General features: G+C 52.3%; 20 protein-coding genes. 7 read left to right on the top strand and 13 right to left on the bottom strand.

What is annotated here, in order from left to right:
• Positions 1-85 precede the first annotated feature (85 nt).
• Genes AACU94_RS13995 through AACU94_RS13975 form a run of 5 tightly spaced genes read left to right on the top strand, consistent with a single transcriptional unit; the run spans position 86 to position 4,396 of the window.
• A complete protein-coding gene (locus AACU94_RS13995) occupies positions 86-1,831 on the top strand; it encodes a class I mannose-6-phosphate isomerase (RefSeq protein WP_135489622.1) in 1,746 nt (581 codons plus the stop codon).
• 4 nt (positions 1,832-1,835) lie between these two features.
• Complete coding sequence (locus tag AACU94_RS13990; RefSeq protein WP_130221663.1) at positions 1,836-2,264, top strand: PTS sugar transporter subunit IIA; 429 nt, start codon at positions 1,836-1,838, stop codon at positions 2,262-2,264.
• An 11-nt stretch (positions 2,265-2,275) separates the two neighbouring features.
• Positions 2,276-2,770, top strand: coding sequence for a PTS system mannose/fructose/N-acetylgalactosamine-transporter subunit IIB (locus AACU94_RS13985; RefSeq protein ID WP_130221664.1), 495 nt, complete (start codon positions 2,276-2,278; stop codon positions 2,768-2,770).
• Positions 2,771-2,780: 10 nt separating this feature from the next.
• Positions 2,781-3,578 (top strand): PTS mannose/fructose/sorbose/N-acetylgalactosamine transporter subunit IIC, encoded by a 798-nt coding sequence (locus AACU94_RS13980; RefSeq protein WP_130221665.1) that lies wholly within the window; start codon positions 2,781-2,783, stop codon positions 3,576-3,578.
• Positions 3,578-4,396: a PTS system mannose/fructose/sorbose family transporter subunit IID gene (locus AACU94_RS13975; protein WP_135489621.1), complete on the top strand. Its 819-nt coding sequence runs from the start codon at positions 3,578-3,580 to the stop codon at positions 4,394-4,396. The genes AACU94_RS13980 and AACU94_RS13975 overlap by 1 nt, the downstream gene beginning before the upstream one ends.
• A 39-nt stretch (positions 4,397-4,435) precedes the next feature.
• On the opposite strand, the gene AACU94_RS13970 is transcribed toward AACU94_RS13975, so the two are convergent.
• From AACU94_RS13970 to AACU94_RS13925, 10 genes are all read right to left on the bottom strand, one after another.
• On the bottom strand, positions 4,436-5,218 hold the full coding sequence (locus tag AACU94_RS13970; protein WP_135489620.1) for a glucose-6-phosphate isomerase family protein: 783 nt from the start codon (positions 5,216-5,218) through the stop codon (positions 4,436-4,438).
• Positions 5,211-5,774 carry a glucose-6-phosphate isomerase family protein gene (locus AACU94_RS13965; protein WP_135489619.1) on the bottom strand — a complete coding sequence of 188 codons (564 nt, stop codon included), beginning with the start codon at positions 5,772-5,774 and terminating at the stop codon, positions 5,211-5,213. Before AACU94_RS13965 ends, AACU94_RS13970 begins: the two co-directional genes overlap by 8 nt.
• Positions 5,775-5,929: 155 nt before the next feature.
• On the bottom strand, positions 5,930-6,295 hold the full coding sequence (locus tag AACU94_RS13960) for a DUF805 domain-containing protein (protein WP_130221669.1): 366 nt from the start codon (positions 6,293-6,295) through the stop codon (positions 5,930-5,932).
• Between the two features lie 22 nt (positions 6,296-6,317).
• A complete protein-coding gene (gene rihC, locus AACU94_RS13955; protein WP_135489618.1) occupies positions 6,318-7,232 on the bottom strand; it encodes a ribonucleoside hydrolase RihC in 915 nt (304 codons plus the stop codon).
• Between the two features lie 65 nt (positions 7,233-7,297).
• Positions 7,298-8,248, bottom strand: coding sequence for a 4-hydroxy-3-methylbut-2-enyl diphosphate reductase (gene ispH, locus AACU94_RS13950; protein ID WP_001166403.1), 951 nt, complete (start codon positions 8,246-8,248; stop codon positions 7,298-7,300).
• Between the two features lies 1 nt (position 8,249).
• Positions 8,250-8,699 carry an FKBP-type peptidyl-prolyl cis-trans isomerase gene (fkpB, locus tag AACU94_RS13945; protein WP_000004655.1) on the bottom strand — a complete coding sequence of 150 codons (450 nt, stop codon included), beginning with the start codon at positions 8,697-8,699 and terminating at the stop codon, positions 8,250-8,252.
• Positions 8,700-8,786: 87 nt separating this feature from the next.
• Entirely contained in the window at positions 8,787-9,281 is a 495-nt protein-coding gene (gene lspA, locus AACU94_RS13940) for a signal peptidase II (protein WP_000083369.1), read from the bottom strand.
• Positions 9,281-12,097 carry an isoleucine--tRNA ligase gene (gene ileS, locus AACU94_RS13935; RefSeq protein WP_135489617.1) on the bottom strand — a complete coding sequence of 939 codons (2,817 nt, stop codon included), beginning with the start codon at positions 12,095-12,097 and terminating at the stop codon, positions 9,281-9,283. Before ileS ends, lspA begins: the two co-directional genes overlap by 1 nt.
• Positions 12,098-12,139: 42 nt before the next feature.
• On the bottom strand, positions 12,140-13,081 hold the full coding sequence (gene ribF / locus AACU94_RS13930) for a bifunctional riboflavin kinase/FAD synthetase (RefSeq protein ID WP_130204831.1): 942 nt from the start codon (positions 13,079-13,081) through the stop codon (positions 12,140-12,142).
• Between the two features lie 7 nt (positions 13,082-13,088).
• The gene (locus AACU94_RS13925; protein WP_064525381.1) at positions 13,089-13,307 is read right to left on the bottom strand and encodes a DUF2575 family protein; all 219 of its coding nucleotides are present in this window, start codon (positions 13,305-13,307) and stop codon (positions 13,089-13,091) included.
• Positions 13,308-13,409: 102 nt separating this feature from the next.
• Between AACU94_RS13925 and rpsT the strand changes: the two genes are divergently transcribed.
• Positions 13,410-13,673 carry a 30S ribosomal protein S20 gene (gene rpsT / locus AACU94_RS13920; protein ID WP_001274019.1) on the top strand — a complete coding sequence of 88 codons (264 nt, stop codon included), beginning with the start codon at positions 13,410-13,412 and terminating at the stop codon, positions 13,671-13,673.
• Between the two features lie 96 nt (positions 13,674-13,769).
• Here rpsT and nhaR read toward each other — a convergent pair whose 3' ends face one another.
• Entirely contained in the window at positions 13,770-14,675 is a 906-nt protein-coding gene (gene nhaR, locus AACU94_RS13915) for a transcriptional activator NhaR (protein ID WP_130217490.1), read from the bottom strand.
• A 59-nt stretch (positions 14,676-14,734) separates the two neighbouring features.
• Positions 14,735-15,901 (bottom strand): Na+/H+ antiporter NhaA, encoded by a 1,167-nt coding sequence (gene nhaA / locus AACU94_RS13910; protein WP_000681376.1) that lies wholly within the window; start codon positions 15,899-15,901, stop codon positions 14,735-14,737.
• 584 nt (positions 15,902-16,485) lie between these two features.
• Between nhaA and mokC the strand changes: the two genes are divergently transcribed.
• Positions 16,486-16,638: a type I toxin-antitoxin system Hok family toxin gene (gene mokC / locus AACU94_RS13905; protein WP_205712855.1), complete on the top strand. Its 153-nt coding sequence runs from the start codon at positions 16,486-16,488 to the stop codon at positions 16,636-16,638.
• 103 nt (positions 16,639-16,741) lie between these two features.
• Here mokC and dnaJ read toward each other — a convergent pair whose 3' ends face one another.
• Positions 16,742-17,872: a molecular chaperone DnaJ gene (gene dnaJ, locus AACU94_RS13900; RefSeq protein ID WP_001118464.1), complete on the bottom strand. Its 1,131-nt coding sequence runs from the start codon at positions 17,870-17,872 to the stop codon at positions 16,742-16,744.
• Positions 17,873-17,921: the final 49 nt, after the last annotated feature.

Genomic DNA, 17,921 nt, shown 5'->3' with positions numbered 1-17,921 from the left:
GAATATGCCGGGTTAATCGCGTTAACCACACTGTCAGAACAAGGTTAATCGATTAATCTCTGTTTAGAAAACACGGAGGCCGAAAATGCGATCAACCTATAACAAATTCCCGGAAGTTGCCGTTCAGGGATACGACAATCAGGCCTGGAGCGGCTGGGTGTCGATCAGCAACGAAATTAACGCCAGGGCTTCGGCGTCAGCCAGAACGGTAGTCGTTATTGACTGCTATCCAGGAGTACAACTTGCTGAACTTGAACAACATTTTTTACCGATGCTCAATGCAGTAAAGGTACTGAATGTCGAATCGGCGCGCCGCACACCGCAGGCACTGCATGAACTGTTGGCGCGAAATCTTACTGATGATCGCGTGTTCGGCGTGCTTTCCTGCCATCAGCTTGCTGAATTTTATGACGCAGAAAAACTGAACCGACTACGTCAGCAAGTTGAAGATATTCAGGAAGGCGTAGTGGTTCTCTACGGTTCCGGTGCCGCACTGGCGCATAACGGCGATGTGCTGATTTACGCCGATATGCCGCGTTGGGAAATCCAGCAACGAATGCGTCACGACGGACTGGGAAACTGGGGTGCCGAAAATAGCGATGAAGATATGTTGCGCCGCTATAAGCGCGCGTTCTTTATTGAGTGGCGGGTGTTCGATAAGCACAAGACCCCGCTCCTGAAACGTACTGATTATCTGCTGGATACCACGATAAAAGAGTCTCCCGCGATGGTTAGCGGCGAGGCGCTACGTTGCGCGTTGCAACACACCACCACGCGACCTTTCCGCGTCGTGCCATTCTTTGATCCCGGCGTGTGGGGCGGTCAATGGATGAAACAACAATTCGATCTCGATCCCTCCGCGCCAAATTACGCATGGTGTTTTGATTGCGTGCCCGAGGAAAACAGCCTGTTACTGCGTTTTGGCAACGTGCGGATCGAGATCCCTTCACAGGATCTGGTGCTTCTCTACCCGCGCCCTTTGCTGGGTGAAAAAGTCCACTCCCGCTTTGGCGCAGAGTTTCCGATCCGTTTTGACTTTCTCGATACCATTGGCGGGCAGAACCTGAGTTTTCAGGTGCATCCGGTGACGGAATATATTCAGCAGCAGTTCGGGATGCACTACACCCAGGATGAAAGTTACTACATTCTGGAAGCAGAACCTGACGCGGTGGTTTATTTAGGAACCAAAACTGGTACACAGCCACAAGAGATGCTGGTCGATCTTCAGGCAGCAGGGCGTGGTGAAAAAGCCTTTGATGATGCCCGCTTTGTGAATCAACTCCCGGCACGTAAACACGACCACTTTTTGATTCCCGCCGGAACTGTGCACTGCTCTGGTGCGGGCACGATGGTGCTGGAGATCAGCGCAACGCCCTATATTTTCACCTTCAAGTTGTGGGACTGGGGACGTCTGGGCCTCGATGGATTACCGCGCCCTGTCCATCTGGAACACGGCGAACAGGTGATTGACTGGCAGCGCGATACGCAGTGGGTGCATGAAAATCTGGTGAATCAGATTGAACCGATCGCCGAAGGTAACGGCTGGCGAGAAGAGCGTACCGGAATGCATGAACGGGAATTTATCGAAACCCGCCGCCACTGGTTTACCGCGCCAGTGATGCATCACACCCACGGCTGCGTCAACGTGTTGAATCTGGTGGAGGGTGCCGAAGCTATCGTTGAAAGCCCCTGCGACGCCTTCGAACCATTCGTTATCCACTATGCCGAGACGTTTATTATTCCTGCCGCTGTCGGTGAATATCGCATCGCCCCCTTTGGCAAAGGCATCGGGCAACAACTGGCGACGATGAAAGCCTGGGTCAGAGGATAAGCTGATGATTAATCTTATTATTGCTACCCACGGTCCACTTGCCGGAGCGTTACTGACCAGCAGCCGGATGGTCTACGGTGAGCTACCCCACGTTTTTACCGTCACCTTAAGTGAACAGGCGGGCATAGAAGGTTTTAAACGTGATTTCGCCCTGACGCTGGAGAACGCCGGACAAGATAGCGACGGCGTTCTGGTACTGTGCGATCTACAAAGCGGCACACCGTGGAATGTGGCCTGCCAACATGCTTTTTCGCCCTCAACCAAACCGCCTGTCGCCGTAGTCGCAGGCGTCAATTTCCCTATGCTCTTGCTTAGTGAAGAGATCCGCCATTTAACCGATGTTCACGCCGCCGCCATAGAACTGTTGGCATTGACCGCACCGACGCTTGTCAAAGCCGCCCCGGTGTTATCCGTTCAGCCAGATGATTTTTAAAGGAATATGTTATGAGCATTTCGTTTGTACGCATTGACGATCGCGTGATCCACGGACAACTGGTAACACGCTGGGCAAAAGAACTTCCCTGCGATGGCATTGTTGCCATTGATGATGCCGTTGCCGCCGATTCATTGCTTTCGTCGGTGATGAAAGGCGCAGTTCAGGATACGAAAGTCTGGTTGTTCGATACCGCCACGGCAATTGAAAAACTGCCGAAAGTGATTGCCAGTGAGAAGCGTTATTTCGTGATAGGTAAATCTCCCATCACCCTGAAACGCATTGAAGAAGCAGGGATCAGCCTGCAAAACGCCAATGGAAAAATTAACGTTGGCCCGATGAGCGCCCGCGCTGACACCACCACCATTGGCCCAAACCAGTCAGTGAATGCCGATGAAATCGCCGCTTTTGACTGGCTGACACAACACGGGCATCTGGTTGAGTTTCGTCTCGTACCGGATGCCAGTTGTTATAGCTGGCAGGATGCACGCCAGAAGCTGAAATAAGGAGCACACCATGATTTTTGAAGCTACATTGATTGGCATTCTATGTTATCTGGGCGCACTCAGTAGCCCCTGGCTTTTGGGGCTAACGGGCGGATGGTATCTGATCACACGTCCGCTCGTTTCCGGGATGCTGGTCGGGCTAATTCTTGGCGATGTGAAAACAGGGATCATGATTGGTGTCGCCGTGCAGGCCGTGTATATCGCAATGGTCACCCCCGGCGGCTCAATGCCGGCCGATCTGAACTTCGTGGCCTATCCGGCGATTGCTTTAGGCATTCTCTCTGGTCAGGGGCCGGAAGTGGCCGTCGCGCTGGCGGCAACGATTGGTATTGCCGGAACAGTATTATTCAACGCCATGATGGTATTGAACTCTTTCTGGAACCATCGCGCCGATGTGGCGTTAGAGAGCGGTGATGAACGCGGCATATACCTCAATACGGCTATCTGGCCGCAAGTCACTAATTTTATTTTGCGTTTTGTACCCACGTTTATTGCTGTCTATTTTGGCGCGCAATACATCAGCGGATTTATGGATAGCCTGCCGAAAATCGTGCTATCGACGATGAATGTGCTGGGCGGGATTTTACCCGCCGTAGGGATCGCTATCCTACTCAAGCAGATCATCAAAAATTACACCATGTTGATTTACTTCCTTGTTGGCTTTGTTTGCATCGTTTTCCTGAAACTGAACATGGTGGCGTTGGTGATTGTCGGGGCGCTGCTGGCGCTCATTCACTACAACTACAAACCGGAAGCGCCGCAACCAACGGCTGCCAGTCGGGTCATTGATGATGAGGATGAATTCTGATGGAAGCGCGTAAACTCGACCGAAAAGATCTACGCCGCTGCTGGCGAGCGTGGATGATGCATAACCTGTCATCAATGAGTTTTGAACGACTTCAGTCGTTCGGCTTTTGTCTCAGCATGCTGCCAGTGGCGAAAAAGCTCTACCCTGACGTCGTACAGCGTACTGAAATGCTTCGTCGTCATGCTTCTTTTTACAATACGGAACCTCAGCTTGGGGCGATTGTTAATGGCATGGCGCTGGGTCTGGAAGAGAAAAAAGCCAATGGTGAACCAATTGACGGTGAAACCATCAATACGCTGAAAGTGGGGCTGATGGGGCCGATTGCCGGTATCGGTGATTCGATGATCCCCGGCATGTTGATTCCTATCCTGCTCAGTATTGGGATGGCGCTGGCGGCTGGCGGTAATATTCTTGGCCCGCTGTTTTATACCGTTGCCTGGCTGGCGATCATTATCCCCGGATCGTGGTTTCTGTTCCTGAAAGGCTACAAGATGGGTTCCGGCTCGGTTGAGATGCTGGTGAGCAGTAAATCAACGAAATTACGCGAAGCCTTGTCGCTGTTAGGGGTGTTTGTGATGGGGGGCGTAGCGGCAAGCTATGTCAAGTTGGGAACCGGGCTGGAATTTATCACTAAAGACGGAGTGAATATCCATGTTCAGCAAATGCTGGATGGTATTTTCCCGCAGCTGCTGCCGCTGGTTGTGGTGCTCGGCACCTGGTATTTGATGGCCAAACGCGGTGTCTCGCCGGTTAAAGCAATGGTACTGTTGCTTATCCTCGCGGCAATCGGCGTGGCAAGTGGTTTATTTGCCGGTTAAGCAAAATAGAAATACCGGGGGCAGTCTGCCCCCGGCTTTTTATGGATGGAAATTCTGCCACAATTCAGCGGCTTTCTCTGGTCGCGAAATAAACTGAAAACGTGCCGGATCGCCAATAAATTGCTGATAAACCGGCGCGCCAGTAATGCCAAACTCCGGATATTCCCGCGCCGTGACCACCTGTAAGCGCCCCGGAATATAGCTTGAGTTGTGCTGCCAGATAATATTGTTGCCCTGCAACAATGGATACCACGCCAGACCTTTATGCGCCCGTACCGCCTCATACTCAAAACCGTATTCCCGATCGCACCAGGCTCCAAAGGTTAACGGTGTATTGGGATCTGCCGAAATCGTCGCGTGCCCCCAGCCTGGCGGCACTAACACCTTTTCACCAGGACCTGCTATCACGGCAAAGCAGCGACCAGGATCGTCATCAACATATTCCTGCATATAAATAATCGCTTTCCCTTGCCAGATCTCATAAAGCTCCGGCGGCGACCAACCGCTGTGCTGGCTGATGCGGTGGATATGCCCCTGACTGCGAATGGGTTCCTCACCCAGTCTGCCCGCCGCGTAGGTGACAACACCAAACAGCAACATGCGCTTATTCAGTTCTTCACGATCCTGCATCCGCGCCACATCCATCGCAATGGCATAAACGTCTTCTGGCCCATCACAGTCAGGATCACGCAGAGAAGCACGGATGTCGTTGAGATGACGAACTTCAGGCATCGGCCCGGTAACATCTTCACCATAGCTAAACCCCAGCGGCTGGTGATGAATCGCCATGTCCAGGCCGTAGCTCTGTCGGGAATCAGCCATTCTGCACCTCTTTTGCCATGATCTCGCCATTTTCCTCAACCACGCGTAGTGCAAAGCCCTGCGGTAATGCCGCATAATCATGCCCCGCCACACCCGACCATACCGCCAGTGCAGAAAGGATTTCATCTCCAGTATTAATTAAGCGATGAGCAGTAAATCCCGGAATAATATGCACTGAACCGGGAAACACCGCTTCCAGACGAGCTTCATCCGCTTCGTTTTGCAATAACAGCAGACCGCGACCACGCAAGCCAAAGTAAACTTCGCCCTGTTCCCGCCGCGCATGAAAATGGCCTTTGGTCATGAAAAACTCGTTGCCGACTTTTCCCGGATTAAGGTGCGTAACACCGGTATAGAACTCACCTTCAGCAGGAGAGCTATCAATCATTTCAACGCAATACACGACCAGGTCGGCAGGTAATGCATGCCTGGCGCGTTCGTCAGAAAAAATGTCCGGCAGATCCTGAATACAGGTTGATTTTTGGACAAGAGGAGTTGAGGTAAAAGCGCCGCTTTCCCACAACAAGCGTGGTGGCTGGATAAAAGAAGGTTTCATATGTATCTCCGGCCCGAGGAGAACAACACTGAAAGCATAGCAGATTAATCGATTAACCCTATGCGATACGAAGTTGTTTCGCTGACCTCGTCACAACTTTAATGGTGCTAATACGTATCGCGTCTCCTGACACGGGCTGACCGTGTCAGGATTAATCAATACATTTTCTCTGGTTTTGATGGCAAGCAGCAAAGCACAAAAAGAATAATCCCAACATAGGGGAGTAAGACCCCGATAGCAAACCACCAGCCAGGATACCCAATGTCATGCATCCGTCTAAAGCCCAATGCCATCGCCGGAACAGCAAAAATCAACGCCAACAGACCAGAAAGAGGTAGCGCGTAAAATATGAAAACACCGTAATCACGGTCTATTGTTGTCGCCAACCACCAGCATATAAGCGGCAGCGGGCAGATAACTGCACTTCCGCTAATAAACGACCAGAACTCAAAACGGGTGGCGACACCTTTATAATCGAAAATGTGTTGCCATCCTTTCAACCACGCCTCTCCATATGTCATTGAGCACATCCCTGTTAAATCATTAGTTCGCCAGGGCCAGCACCTCAGCCACCCACTGCTGGAAGCCTTTCACATCCAGATCCAGCGCCACCTGTACATTGGCTGGTTTGCCCAGACAACCGTCGATATCAACAACCGTAGTGCCTGAGGTAAATTCGCCCTGCGTTTCTACCGCCACAAAACACGGCTTGAGAGTGAATAAGTCCGGGCGCACCAGCCAGGCGATAGCGCAGAGATCGTGCATTCGCAGGCCGCTTTGCATACTGCCGCTACGGTAGTGGCTAAACAGTGCATGAAGCATTTTTCCGGTGCGATTCAACTCCGGCAATGTAGCAAGATAATCAGGAGTTAACACCGCCTGATTGGTGACATCCAGACCGCACATGACGATTTCGATGCCACTACGGAAGACACAGGCTGCCGCTTCTGGATCGGCAGCGATATTAAACTCGGCGTTTGGTGTGCAGTTGCCGCGACCGGCAGAACCGCCCATGATCACCAGACGGCGAATATGCGGTTCGCATTCCGGGCATTGTGAAAGTAACAGCGCAATGTTGGTTAACGGGCCGATGGCTACCAGAGTAACAGGCTCTGGTGCACGCAGCAGGGCATCACGAATCGCCAGAAATGCCGGTACCTCGAGCGGCTTTCGGTTGTGCTCAACAAAGTCGTAGCCAGCCATTCCCGATTCGCCGTGCACAGATGCCGCATCACGCGGTGCGCGTACCAGCGGCACAGCGGCTCCCTGGGCGAGCGGAATCTCCGCATTCCAGAAATGCAGCAGTTGCAGGGCGTTGCGGGTAGTTTTCTCAACCGAGACATTACCCGCGACGGTGGTCATCAGTTGCAGGTCGAGCTCGGGGGCAAAAATCGCGGCGGCAATGGCGACGGCATCGTCAATGCCTGGGTCAGTATCGAGGAAAATAGGTAAACGCATGTTTTCTCCATAAAAAATGCCGGTAACAAGACCGGCATTTTCGCATAACTTAGGCTGCTAATGACTTAATCGACTTCACGAATATCGACACGCAGCTCTTTCGGCACTTCGAAAACGATGTTTTCTTCACGGCCTTCCAGCGGGATGGCTTCGCCACCGCCAAGCTGCTGCAAACGTGCGACTACGTTCTGTACCAGAATATCCGGAGCTGATGCGCCAGCAGTCACGCCGACGCATTTCGCCTCTTTCACCCACTCTTCCTGGATATCTGTCGCGTCATCAATCAAAAACGCGCGCTTGCCCATACGCTGAGCCAGTTCCGCCAGACGGTTTGAGTTGGAGGAGTTTTTCGAACCGACCACCAGTACTACTTCCGCCTGTTCTGCCAGAGCGCGTACCGCTTCCTGACGGTTAGTGGTGGCGTAGCAGATGTCATCTTTGCGCGGACCGACAATTTTCGGGAAGCGTTTACGCAGTGCGTCGATGACATCAGACGTGTCATCCACCGATAGCGTGGTCTGGGTCATAAAGGAGAGTTTCTCTTCGTTTTTGACCGTCAGTTTCCACACATCGTCCGGCGATTCGACCAGATACATTCCCCCTTCCGGGTTACTGTACTGGCCCATCGTACCTTCCACTTCCGGATGCCCGGCGTGACCGATGAGAATAGATTCTTCGCCACGACGGCTGGCGCGCGCGACTTCCATATGCACTTTGGTCACCAGCGGACAGGTCGCGTCAAATACCGTCAAATCGCGGCTTTTCGCTTCGTTACGTACCGCCTGAGAAACACCGTGTGCGGAGAAAATCAGGATCGCGCCGTCCGGCACTTCGCTGATCTGCTCAATAAAGATAGCCCCACGCTCGCGCAAGCTATCGACCACGTAGCGGTTATGCACCACTTCGTGACGGACATATATCGGTGCGCCGTAAATGGCCAGCGCGTTTTCAACAATGCTGATAGCGCGGTCTACCCCGGCACAAAAACCACGCGGGTTGGCCAACAGGATCTGCATGTTACGCCTCCAGTGCCGGATCGATTTCCAGCACTTCAATATCAAAATGAACGGTCTGCCCGGCCAGCGGATGGTTGAAATCAACGGTAATGGAGTCGCCGTTAATTTCGCGGATCACACCAGGCATCTCACTGCCATCCATTGCGGTAAAAAGCATGATTGCGCCAATTTCTGGCTCGCCTGCATCCATAAATTCACGGCGGGAGAAGTACTGAATCAGGTCCGGTGACGGCACGCCAAACGCCGCATCAGGCTCCAGCGAGAAGGTGGTTTTATCGCCCACTTTCAGCCCCAGCAGGTGTTGCTCCAGCCCTTCGGAAAGAGAAGCATCACCCAGGCGGAACAGCGCCGGTTTACCGTTGTTGCGGGTAGACTCGGCGGTAGTGCCATCGTCGAGTTTTAGCGTGAAGTGCACCAGGACGGCGCTATTGCTCTGTACAGATTCAGACATGCAGGTTTGCTCTTATATTTTGAGGATTTTTGCCGGATGCGGCCTACGATTTCGCAGCAATCTGTAGGCCGCATCCGGCAGGGTTTATTATTGTTTTTTCGCTTTAGAAGGTAGAAAACCTTCCAGCACAATCAGTGCCGCACCGACACAAATGGCAGTATCGGCAAGGTTGAAGGTGGCGAAGTGCCAGTCACCGACGTAGAAGTCGATCATATCGACAACGAAGCCGTGCCACAGGCGGTCGAACAGGTTGCCCAGCGCGCCGCCAATAATCAGCGCGTAAGCGATATTGTTTAGCTTTTGCGTCGCCTTCGAGCGATACATCATCACTGCAAGGATCACGCTAATACCAATCGCAATACCGGCAAAGAACCAACGCTGCCAGCCGCCGCTATCGGCAAGGAAACTAAACGCCGCGCCATAGTTACGCGCATAATGCAGATTAAGCGACGGGAACAGCGGGACCGTATCCCCCAGAGCAAAGTTCTGGAGGATCAGGTATTTGCTGCCCAGATCGATAATCAGCACGACTACCACCAGCCACAGCCAGCGCAGCCCTGTTGAACAGATCGATTGACTCATCAGGCAAACTTACGTTTTTCACCGTCACCGGCGACGTTGCTGACACAGCGGCCGCAGATTTCTGCGTGTTCCGCCACCTTGCCGACATCCTGGGTGTAGTGCCAGCAGCGTGGGCACTTCTCACCTTCGGCTTTACTCAACGCGACTTTCAGCCCTTTGAGTACTTCGCTCTGCTGAGCATCAGCAGGTGCGTCGTTATAGTCTGCAACGGTAGCGCCGGAGGTCAACAGGACAAATCGTAATTCATCGCCCAGCGCGGTCAGTTTCGCCGCCAGTTCCGGTTCTGCATACAGCGTCACTGCAGCTTCCAGCGAGCCGCCCACTTTCTTGTCGGCACGCGCTTGCTCAATGACTTTGTTCACTTCGCCACGCACTTTCAACAGCTCGTCCCAGAACGCATCGTTCATCGCTTCGCTGTCTGCCAGGCCAAACAGGCCTTCGTACCACTCACCGGTGAAGACGTATTTTTCACGTTCGCCCGGCAGGTAGCCCCACACTTCATCAGCGGTGAAGGAGAGGATTGGTGCCATCCAGCGCACCAGCGCTTCCGCGATGTGATACAGCGCAGTCTGGCAGCTACGACGCGCCACGCTGTCCGCTTTGGCGGTGTACTGACGGTCTTTGATGATGTCGAGGTAGAAGGATCCCATCTCAACGGAGCAGAAGCGCATCAGACGCTGTACCACTTCGTGGAAATCGTATGCTTCGTACGCCTTGAGGATGTCTTCCTGTGCCGCTTTCGCACAACCTACGGCCCAGCGATCCAGTACCACCATCTCTTCCGGTTTCACCATATCTTTTGCCGGATCGAAACCATTGAGGTTTGCCAGCAGGAAGCGTGCGGTGTTACGGATACGACGATAGCTGTCGGCAGCACGTTTCAGGATCTCGTCAGAAACGGCCATTTCACCGGTGTAGTCAGTTGATGCCACCCACAGCCGTAGAATATCCGCACCCAGTTTGTTCATCACATCCTGCGGCGAAACGGTGTTGCCGATAGATTTAGACATCTTGCGGCCCTGACCATCCACGGTAAAGCCGTGGGTCAGTACCTGACGATACGGCGCTTTGCCCTTCATCGCGGTGGAGATCATCAGGGAAGACATGAACCAACCACGGTGTTGGTCAGAACCTTCCAGATACATGTCCGCTGCGTGACCAGCAAATTCCGGGCGCACGTCAACAACAGAAGAGTGGGTAGATCCGGAGTCAAACCATACATCCAGCGTGTCCGGCACTTTCACGTACTGATCAGCTTCATCGCCGAGGATCTCTTTCGCATCGAGATCCCACCACGCCTGGATGCCATCAACTTCAACACGTTTTGCCACTTCTTCCATCAGTTCGAGGGTACGCGGATGCAGTTCTTCCGTGTCTTTATGCACGAACAGTGACATCGGTACGCCCCAGGTGCGCTGACGGGAGATACACCAGTCAGGACGGTTAGCAACCATCGACTCGATACGCGCCTGGCCCCAGTCAGGGATCCACTGCACGCCTTTGATCTCTTTCAGTGACTGCGCACGCAGACCTTTCTGATCCATGCTGACGAACCACTGCGGCGTCGCGCGGAAGATGATCGGCGTTTTGTGACGCCAGCAGCACGGATAGCTGTGCTGCATTTTCTCAACGTGCAGCAGCGCACCTTTTTCCTGCAGCAGCGCAACGACGATGTCGTTCGCTTTGAAGACGTTCACACCATCCAGCGTCGGGTAAGTGCCCGGCAGATAAGTGCCGTCCGGGCCAACCGGGTTAGCGGTTTCCAGACCGTATTTCTGACCGATCACATAGTCGTCCGGGCCGTGGCCAGGCGCGGTGTGAACGGCACCGGTACCAGCATCCAGGGTAACGTGATCGCCGAGGATTGCCGGAACGTCGAAGCCCATAAACGGATGGGTAAAGCGCAGCAGTTCAAGCTCCGCACCTTTTACCGTGCCGAGAATGGTGTAATCGGTCACGCCGATACGCTGCATTACACTTTCAACCATATCTTTCGCCAGAATAACGGCCTGACCGTCGATCTGCACCAGCGCATAGTCGAAATCCGGTGCAATAGAGATTGCGCGGTTTGCAGGCAGAGTCCACGGCGTAGTGGTCCAGATTACCAGCGAGATTGGGCCGTTAACGTTGCTGACGCCAAATTTTGCTTTCAGCGCATCCTGATCGACCGCCTGGAAAGCGACGTCGATGGACGGAGAAGTTTTGTCGTAATACTCAACTTCCGCTTCTGCCAGTGCAGAACGGCAGTCAACGCACCAGTGCACTGGCTTCGCGCCTTTGTGCAGGTGACCGTTGCCGATGATTTTGCCCAGCGCGCGGATGATGTTGGCTTCAGTTTTGAAGTCCATGGTCAGGTACGGGTGCGACCAGTCGCCCAGCACGCCCAGACGGATAAAGTCTTTGCGCTGACCGTCAACCTGGGTAGCTGCGTATTCGCGGCACTTGGCGCGGAACTCGGCAGCAGTGAATTTCTCACCCGGCTTACCGTATTCTTGCTCTACTTTCAGCTCGATCGGCAGACCGTGGCAGTCCCAGCCAGGCACATACGGCGAGTCATAACCGGAAAGCCCTTTGGACTTCACGATAATGTCTTTCAGAATCTTGTTAACCGAGTGACCAATATGAATGCTGCCATTCGCATAAGGAGGGCCATCATGCAGAATGAAGGTTTTTTTGCCTTTTTTAGCCGCACGAATGATGCCGTACAGGTCATCATCAGTCCAACGCGCCAGCATTCCCGGTTCGCGCTTGGCGAGATCGCCACGCATCGGGAACCCTGTTTCCGGCAAATTCAGGGTTGATTTATAGTCACTCATCAGATTCTCGGTTCCGTATTTCGGTTTGATTACATAACAGGCTTAAGCCGGTTTTGTTAGCCCAAAAAATTCGCGGGCGGTTAATTCATCACGCGCAATCTGCGCTTTCAGTTCGTCCAGCGACGCAAATCGCTGCTCATTGCGTATTTTTTTACGCAGCACTACTTGTATATGGCGACCGTAAAGGTCCATTGCAACATCTAACAAATGCACTTCCAGCTGCTGGCGAATACCGGCAACCGTTGGGCGTGTTCCGATGTTTGCCACGCCGGGTAACGGCTTTTCACCGAGGCCCAGCACTTCTACCGCATAAACCCCTTTCACCGGGGAAACCTGACGGCGTAGCGGTACATTCGCCGTCGGGAAACCTATAGTGCGCCCTAATTCATCACCGTGGACCACACGCCCGGAGATGGCAAACGGGTGCCCCAGTAAACTTTCTGCCAGAGCCAGATTATCGTCTGCCAGTGCCTGACGCACAGCGGTGCTGCTGATACGCACGCCACCTTCGCAAAAAGTTTGCGTACTGGTAATGTCAAAGCCGTATTCCACGCCAGCTTTCTGTAATAACAAGAAATCGCCTTCACGACCAGCGCCAAAGCGGAAATCGTCACCCACGGCGAGAAATTTTACCCGCAAATGCTTCACCAGAAGATCGCTGATAAAGTTTTGCGCAGTCAGCGCCGCAAAGCGCCTGTCGAAACGCACGCACAGCACGTAATCTACGCCACACTCTGCAAGGTAACGCAGTTTTTCCCGCAGTCGGGTCAGTCTCGCCGGGGCTTTATCGGTAGCAAACAGTTCCAGTGGTTGAGGTTCAAAAAGCATCACCATCACCGGTAAGTTTCGCCTGCGCCCTTCTTCCTGCAAGCCCTGTAACAACGCGCGATGACCGCGATGCACGCCGTCGAAATTACCAATAGTCAGCACACACCCTTCTTGCGGGGCCTGGCTGAGATTATGTATGCCGCGTATCAGCTTCATGTCTGGCTCAAAACAGTGAAAATCGTCCGAGTATACCTTGTACAGCGGTCAAGGTTAACCGGCGATTGAGTACCGAAATCAGAAAGAAGTGGCTTTTCATTGCCATGGCGCAAATCACGGGCAGAAACTCACGGCCTGATGCAATTTTTATCGCGGAAAAGCTGTATTCACACCCCGCAAGCTGGTAGAATCCTGCGCCATCACTACGTAACGAGCGCCGGCACATTAACGGCGCTTATTTGCACAAATCCATTGACAAAAGAAGGCTAAAAGGGCATATTCCTCGGCCTTTGAATTGTCCATATAGAACACATTTGGGAGTTGGACCTTGGCTAATATCAAATCAGCTAAGAAGCGCGCCATTCAGTCTGAAAAGGCTCGTAAGCACAACGCAAGCCGTCGCTCTATGATGCGTACTTTCATCAAGAAAGTATACGCAGCTATCGAAGCTGGCGACAAAGCTGCTGCACTGAAAGCATTTAACGAAATGCAACCGATCGTGGACCGTCAGGCTGCTAAAGGTCTGATCCACAAAAACAAAGCTGCACGTCATAAGGCTAACCTGACTGCACAGATCAACAAACTGGCTTAATCGCCTTTTGTTGTCAGCTTTGTAAAAAAGCCCGCGCAAGCGGGTTTTTTTATGCCCATCTGCAGGCCAAAACTGCAGCCTGCAGAGTACAAATGGTTATTTTGAAGCTGAAGTAAACAACGCAGAGTAATCTGTGTTGCAAATACGCTGTACCGCAGGATGTTGAATCATCCTTTCGGCGAAAATCGCGTGGTACTCTTCCATGACGTTCTCAACGCGGCCTATCTCCATAACCGAGTCATCGTTATAGAAATCATTAGCGTAAAGCGAAGGTGCAACGAAAATAGCGTTATGCGTCGCTCCAAAAGCTTTCATCAACGCCGCATCATCAAACTCCCCCAGAATTTCAACGTTTAAGCCCTGAGAGTTAAACCAGTTTAATAGCTTGCGTCCCAACATTGAGCGACGCCCCGGAATAAGTAAGCGACGCTCTTCCAGACAGGCAGGAAACGGCTTTTCTGGCAGCGGGTTAGTGCACCAGAAACTGACACAACACTCGCCAATTTTTATGGAAAACAGCCCTTCCTGCTGGGTGGAGTCTATCGGGCAGTCAGAGATGATCATATCCAGCTTATGCTGACTCAGTTGCTCCAACAGCATCTCGTGCGTCGATTCAAAACAGCGTAAATGGATCTGCTCGTCTTCCACCACTGCGGCATTCAATACACTACTGACCAGGCGTTTGGAAAGAGCATCTGCCACGCCAACATCAAACAACAAATTGGACTCTTTGCGATAGTTGACGATATCCAGCATTTCCTGGCTTAAGGTGAACATTTTATCGGCGTAGCGATAGACCAGCTCCCCCAGTTCGCTGGGTTCCAGACCACGTCCTTTACGCTTAAATAGTTTCCCTTGCAGGCGCTCTTCCAGCGCCCGGATCTGCCCGGTAATGGTTTGTGGTGTTAAATAAAGCGCCTCCGCTGCGCCAACCACAGAACCTTCTTTGTAGACATGCCAGAAGTAATACAAGTGGTTGTAATTGATATGAGACATGCTCATTTCTCTCCCTGATAAGAATGAAAAGGGAGCCATTTATGGCTCCCCGGTACATCGTCCTGTCAAACTGATGGACGTAAACGAATGCGTAACCAGCTATATCCAATTACTGCCGAAGAGATTGAGCCAACCAGAATGCCCAATTTCGCCCAGTTAATCAGTTCTGGATCTACGCTACCAAAAGCCAGGCTGGCAATAAAGATAGACATAGTAAAACCGATACCGCACAAGATCCCAACCGCCATAATTTGCTGATAAGTGGTTCCCTCTGGCAAATGAGCCAGTTTCAAACGCAGCGCCAACCAGCAGAACAAACTAATACCCAACGGCTTGCCAATCAGCAAACCGGCGATGATCCCTAATGGCAGGATGGAGGTCAGGCCATCCAACGTCACGCCTTGCAGAGAAACGCCGGCATTGGCAAAAGCAAACAGCGGCAAAATCAGATAAGCCACCCATGGATGCAATACATGCTCCAGACGCTTCGCCGGAGAACGGCCATGCTTCTCTTTCAATGGAATAAAGAAACCGACAATGACACCTGCCAGCGTTGCGTGGACACCTGATTTCAACACCGCGGTCCACAGCACCACGCCGACCAGAATATAAACTCCCGTACGGCGAACACCACAAATGTTGAGCACCGCGAGCACCGCAATTGCTACAGCTGCAACGCCAAGAGAGGCCATCGACAAGTCATTAGTGTAAAACAAGGCGATGATTATGATGGCTCCAAGATCGTCGATAATAGCCAGCGCCATCAGAAAGATCTTCAGTGCTAACGGTACACGACTTCCCAATAACGCCAGCACACCAAGGGCAAAGGCAATGTCAGTCGCTGCCGGGATTGCCCACCCTTCACGTGTGATAGGATCGGCGTAGTTAAAGGCCAAATAGAGCAATGCCGGGACAATCATCCCGCCGATTGCGGCAATAACCGGAAACGCAGCCTGGCGCAAGCTGGCCAACGATCCTTGCATCAGCTCGCGTTTAACTTCCAGACCAACTAACAGGAAAAATATCGCCATTAGCGCGTCATTTATCCATAACAGCATGTTTTTATTGATTTCAAGAGAACCTACCCGGAGCTGAACCGGCGTCTCAAGAAAGTCGTGATACCATCCACTGGTTGCGCCGCTGTTGGCCATAATCATCGCCAGAACAGCGGCAATGATGAGAATAATGCCTCCCGAGGCATCACTGCTAAAGAATCGATGCAGATGTTTCACTTTTTATTTCTCTTTCAGGTGAATAGATCGTTTTAACTATTTTACTCTGCACGAATCATCGTTAAAATCAGATTATAGTGTAGGAATAATTCGTTTTTTACGATCTATAAAGAAGATTAAGTCACCAGCAGAGGAAGTGTTTTTGGCGCTCGAAAGCGGTGGCTGATGACCTCAAGCCCTGATAATCATAGCTTAAGGTCTGGATTTCTGAGGGATTAATTCGGAAAAGTAATAATTAATTTGTTGTCAGTCGGCGTTGTTTGTTAGGACAATATTTCAAAAATAATCCAACTTGTCGTCAATAATTGCGATAAAGAGATAAATTAAAGTTTAATAATTAAATCCCTAAAAAATTACGCCATAAAAATGCGAGGCGTCTTCAGGATTAGAATCGATAAAACAGAGTGGGTTAAAGAGAGCGGTATAATAGCGGCGGGTGCTTGAGGCTGTCTGTCTCAGGCATTAGCTGAACGGCAGATAGAGAAAAGCCCCGAGTGATATTTTACCATCAACCCGAGGCCCCCTATATGCAGAACACATGTAGAGTGCCTCTTACTGACCGTAAGGTCAAGGAGAAGAGAGCAATGAAGCAGCATAAGGCGATGATTGTCGCCCTGATCGTCATCTGTATCACCGCCGTAGTGGCGGCGCTGCTAACGAGAAAAGACCTCTGTGAGGTTCACATCCGAACTGGCCAGACGGAGGTTGCTGTTTTCACGGCTTACGAATCCGAGTAAGAGCAACGGCGGGGAGCGATCCCCGCCACTTTACAGGTGCTCGCATATCTTCAACGCACCCTATTTTTACCCAGGCCTGCCCACGGGCAGGCTTTTGGGGAGGTTAGCGAGTCAGGTCGTCGAAAAACTTCTTCACGCCATCAAAGAAGCTCTTTGAGCGCGGGCTGTTGTGCTCGCCGGTTGGGCCACCGAAGCTTTCTTGCAGCTCTTGCAGCAGCTGTTTCTGCTTCTCGTTCAGGCCTACCGGTGTTTCGACAACAACGCGGCACAGCAAGTCACCTTGCGCACCGCCGCGGACAGACTTGACGCCTTTACCGCGCATACGGAACAACTTACCGGTCTGGGTTTCGCCAGGCACTTTCAGTTTGACGCGACCATCAAGGGTCGGCACTTCGATTTCGCCACCCAGCGCCGCCATAGCGAAGTTGATCGGGACTTCGCAATACAGGTTGTTACCTTCGCGCTCGAAAATCGGGTGCTGTTTAACCTGTACCTGAACGTACAGATCGCCTGCCGGTGCGCCGTGTTCGCCCGCTTCACCTTCGCCCGCAAGACGGATGCGGTCCCCGGTGTCCACCCCTGCCGGGATTTTAACGGACAGCGTTTTGCTGCGCTCAACACGACCATGACCATGACATTTGTTGCACGGATCTTTGATCAGCGTACCGCGGCCCTGACAATGTGGACAGGTCTGCTGCACGGCAAAGAAGCCCTGGCGCATCTGCACCTGACCAGAACCATGACAGGTCGGACAGGTCTGCGGCTGCGTGCCTGGTTTTGCACCGCTACCGTGGCAAACGTCACACTCTTCCAGAGTCGGAATGCGGATCTCTTTGGTCACGCCACGTACAGCTTCTTCGAGGGTGAGCTCCATGTTATAGCGTAAATCAGCACCGCGCGCCGCACGTTGACGACCACGCCCACCGCCAAAAATATCGCCGAAAACGTCACCAAAAATATCGCTGAAGTCTGCGCCGCCGCCAAAACCGCCGCCGCCCATGCCGCCTTGCTCAAACGCCGCATGACCATACTGATCGTATGCCGCACGTTTTTGCGAGTCGGTCAGAACTTCATAAGCTTCCTTGATCTCTTTAAATTTCGCCTCGGCCTCTTTGTCACCCTGGTTACGGTCCGGGTGGTATTTCATGGCCAGGCGTTTGTAGGCCTTTTTGATTTCACGCTCTTCCGCTGTTTTGGAAACGCCTAAAATCTCGTAATAATCTTGCTTAGCCATCTTTTTTTAATTGCCCCTAGATGAATGCACGGGCGGAGAGGAAATTCCC

The sequence above is a fragment of the Escherichia sp. E4702 genome, assembly GCF_963883545.1.
Taxonomy (GTDB): domain Bacteria; phylum Pseudomonadota; class Gammaproteobacteria; order Enterobacterales; family Enterobacteriaceae; genus Escherichia.
Note: the sequence above shows the minus strand (reverse complement) of the source record. Positions and strands in the feature narration are given on the sequence as shown.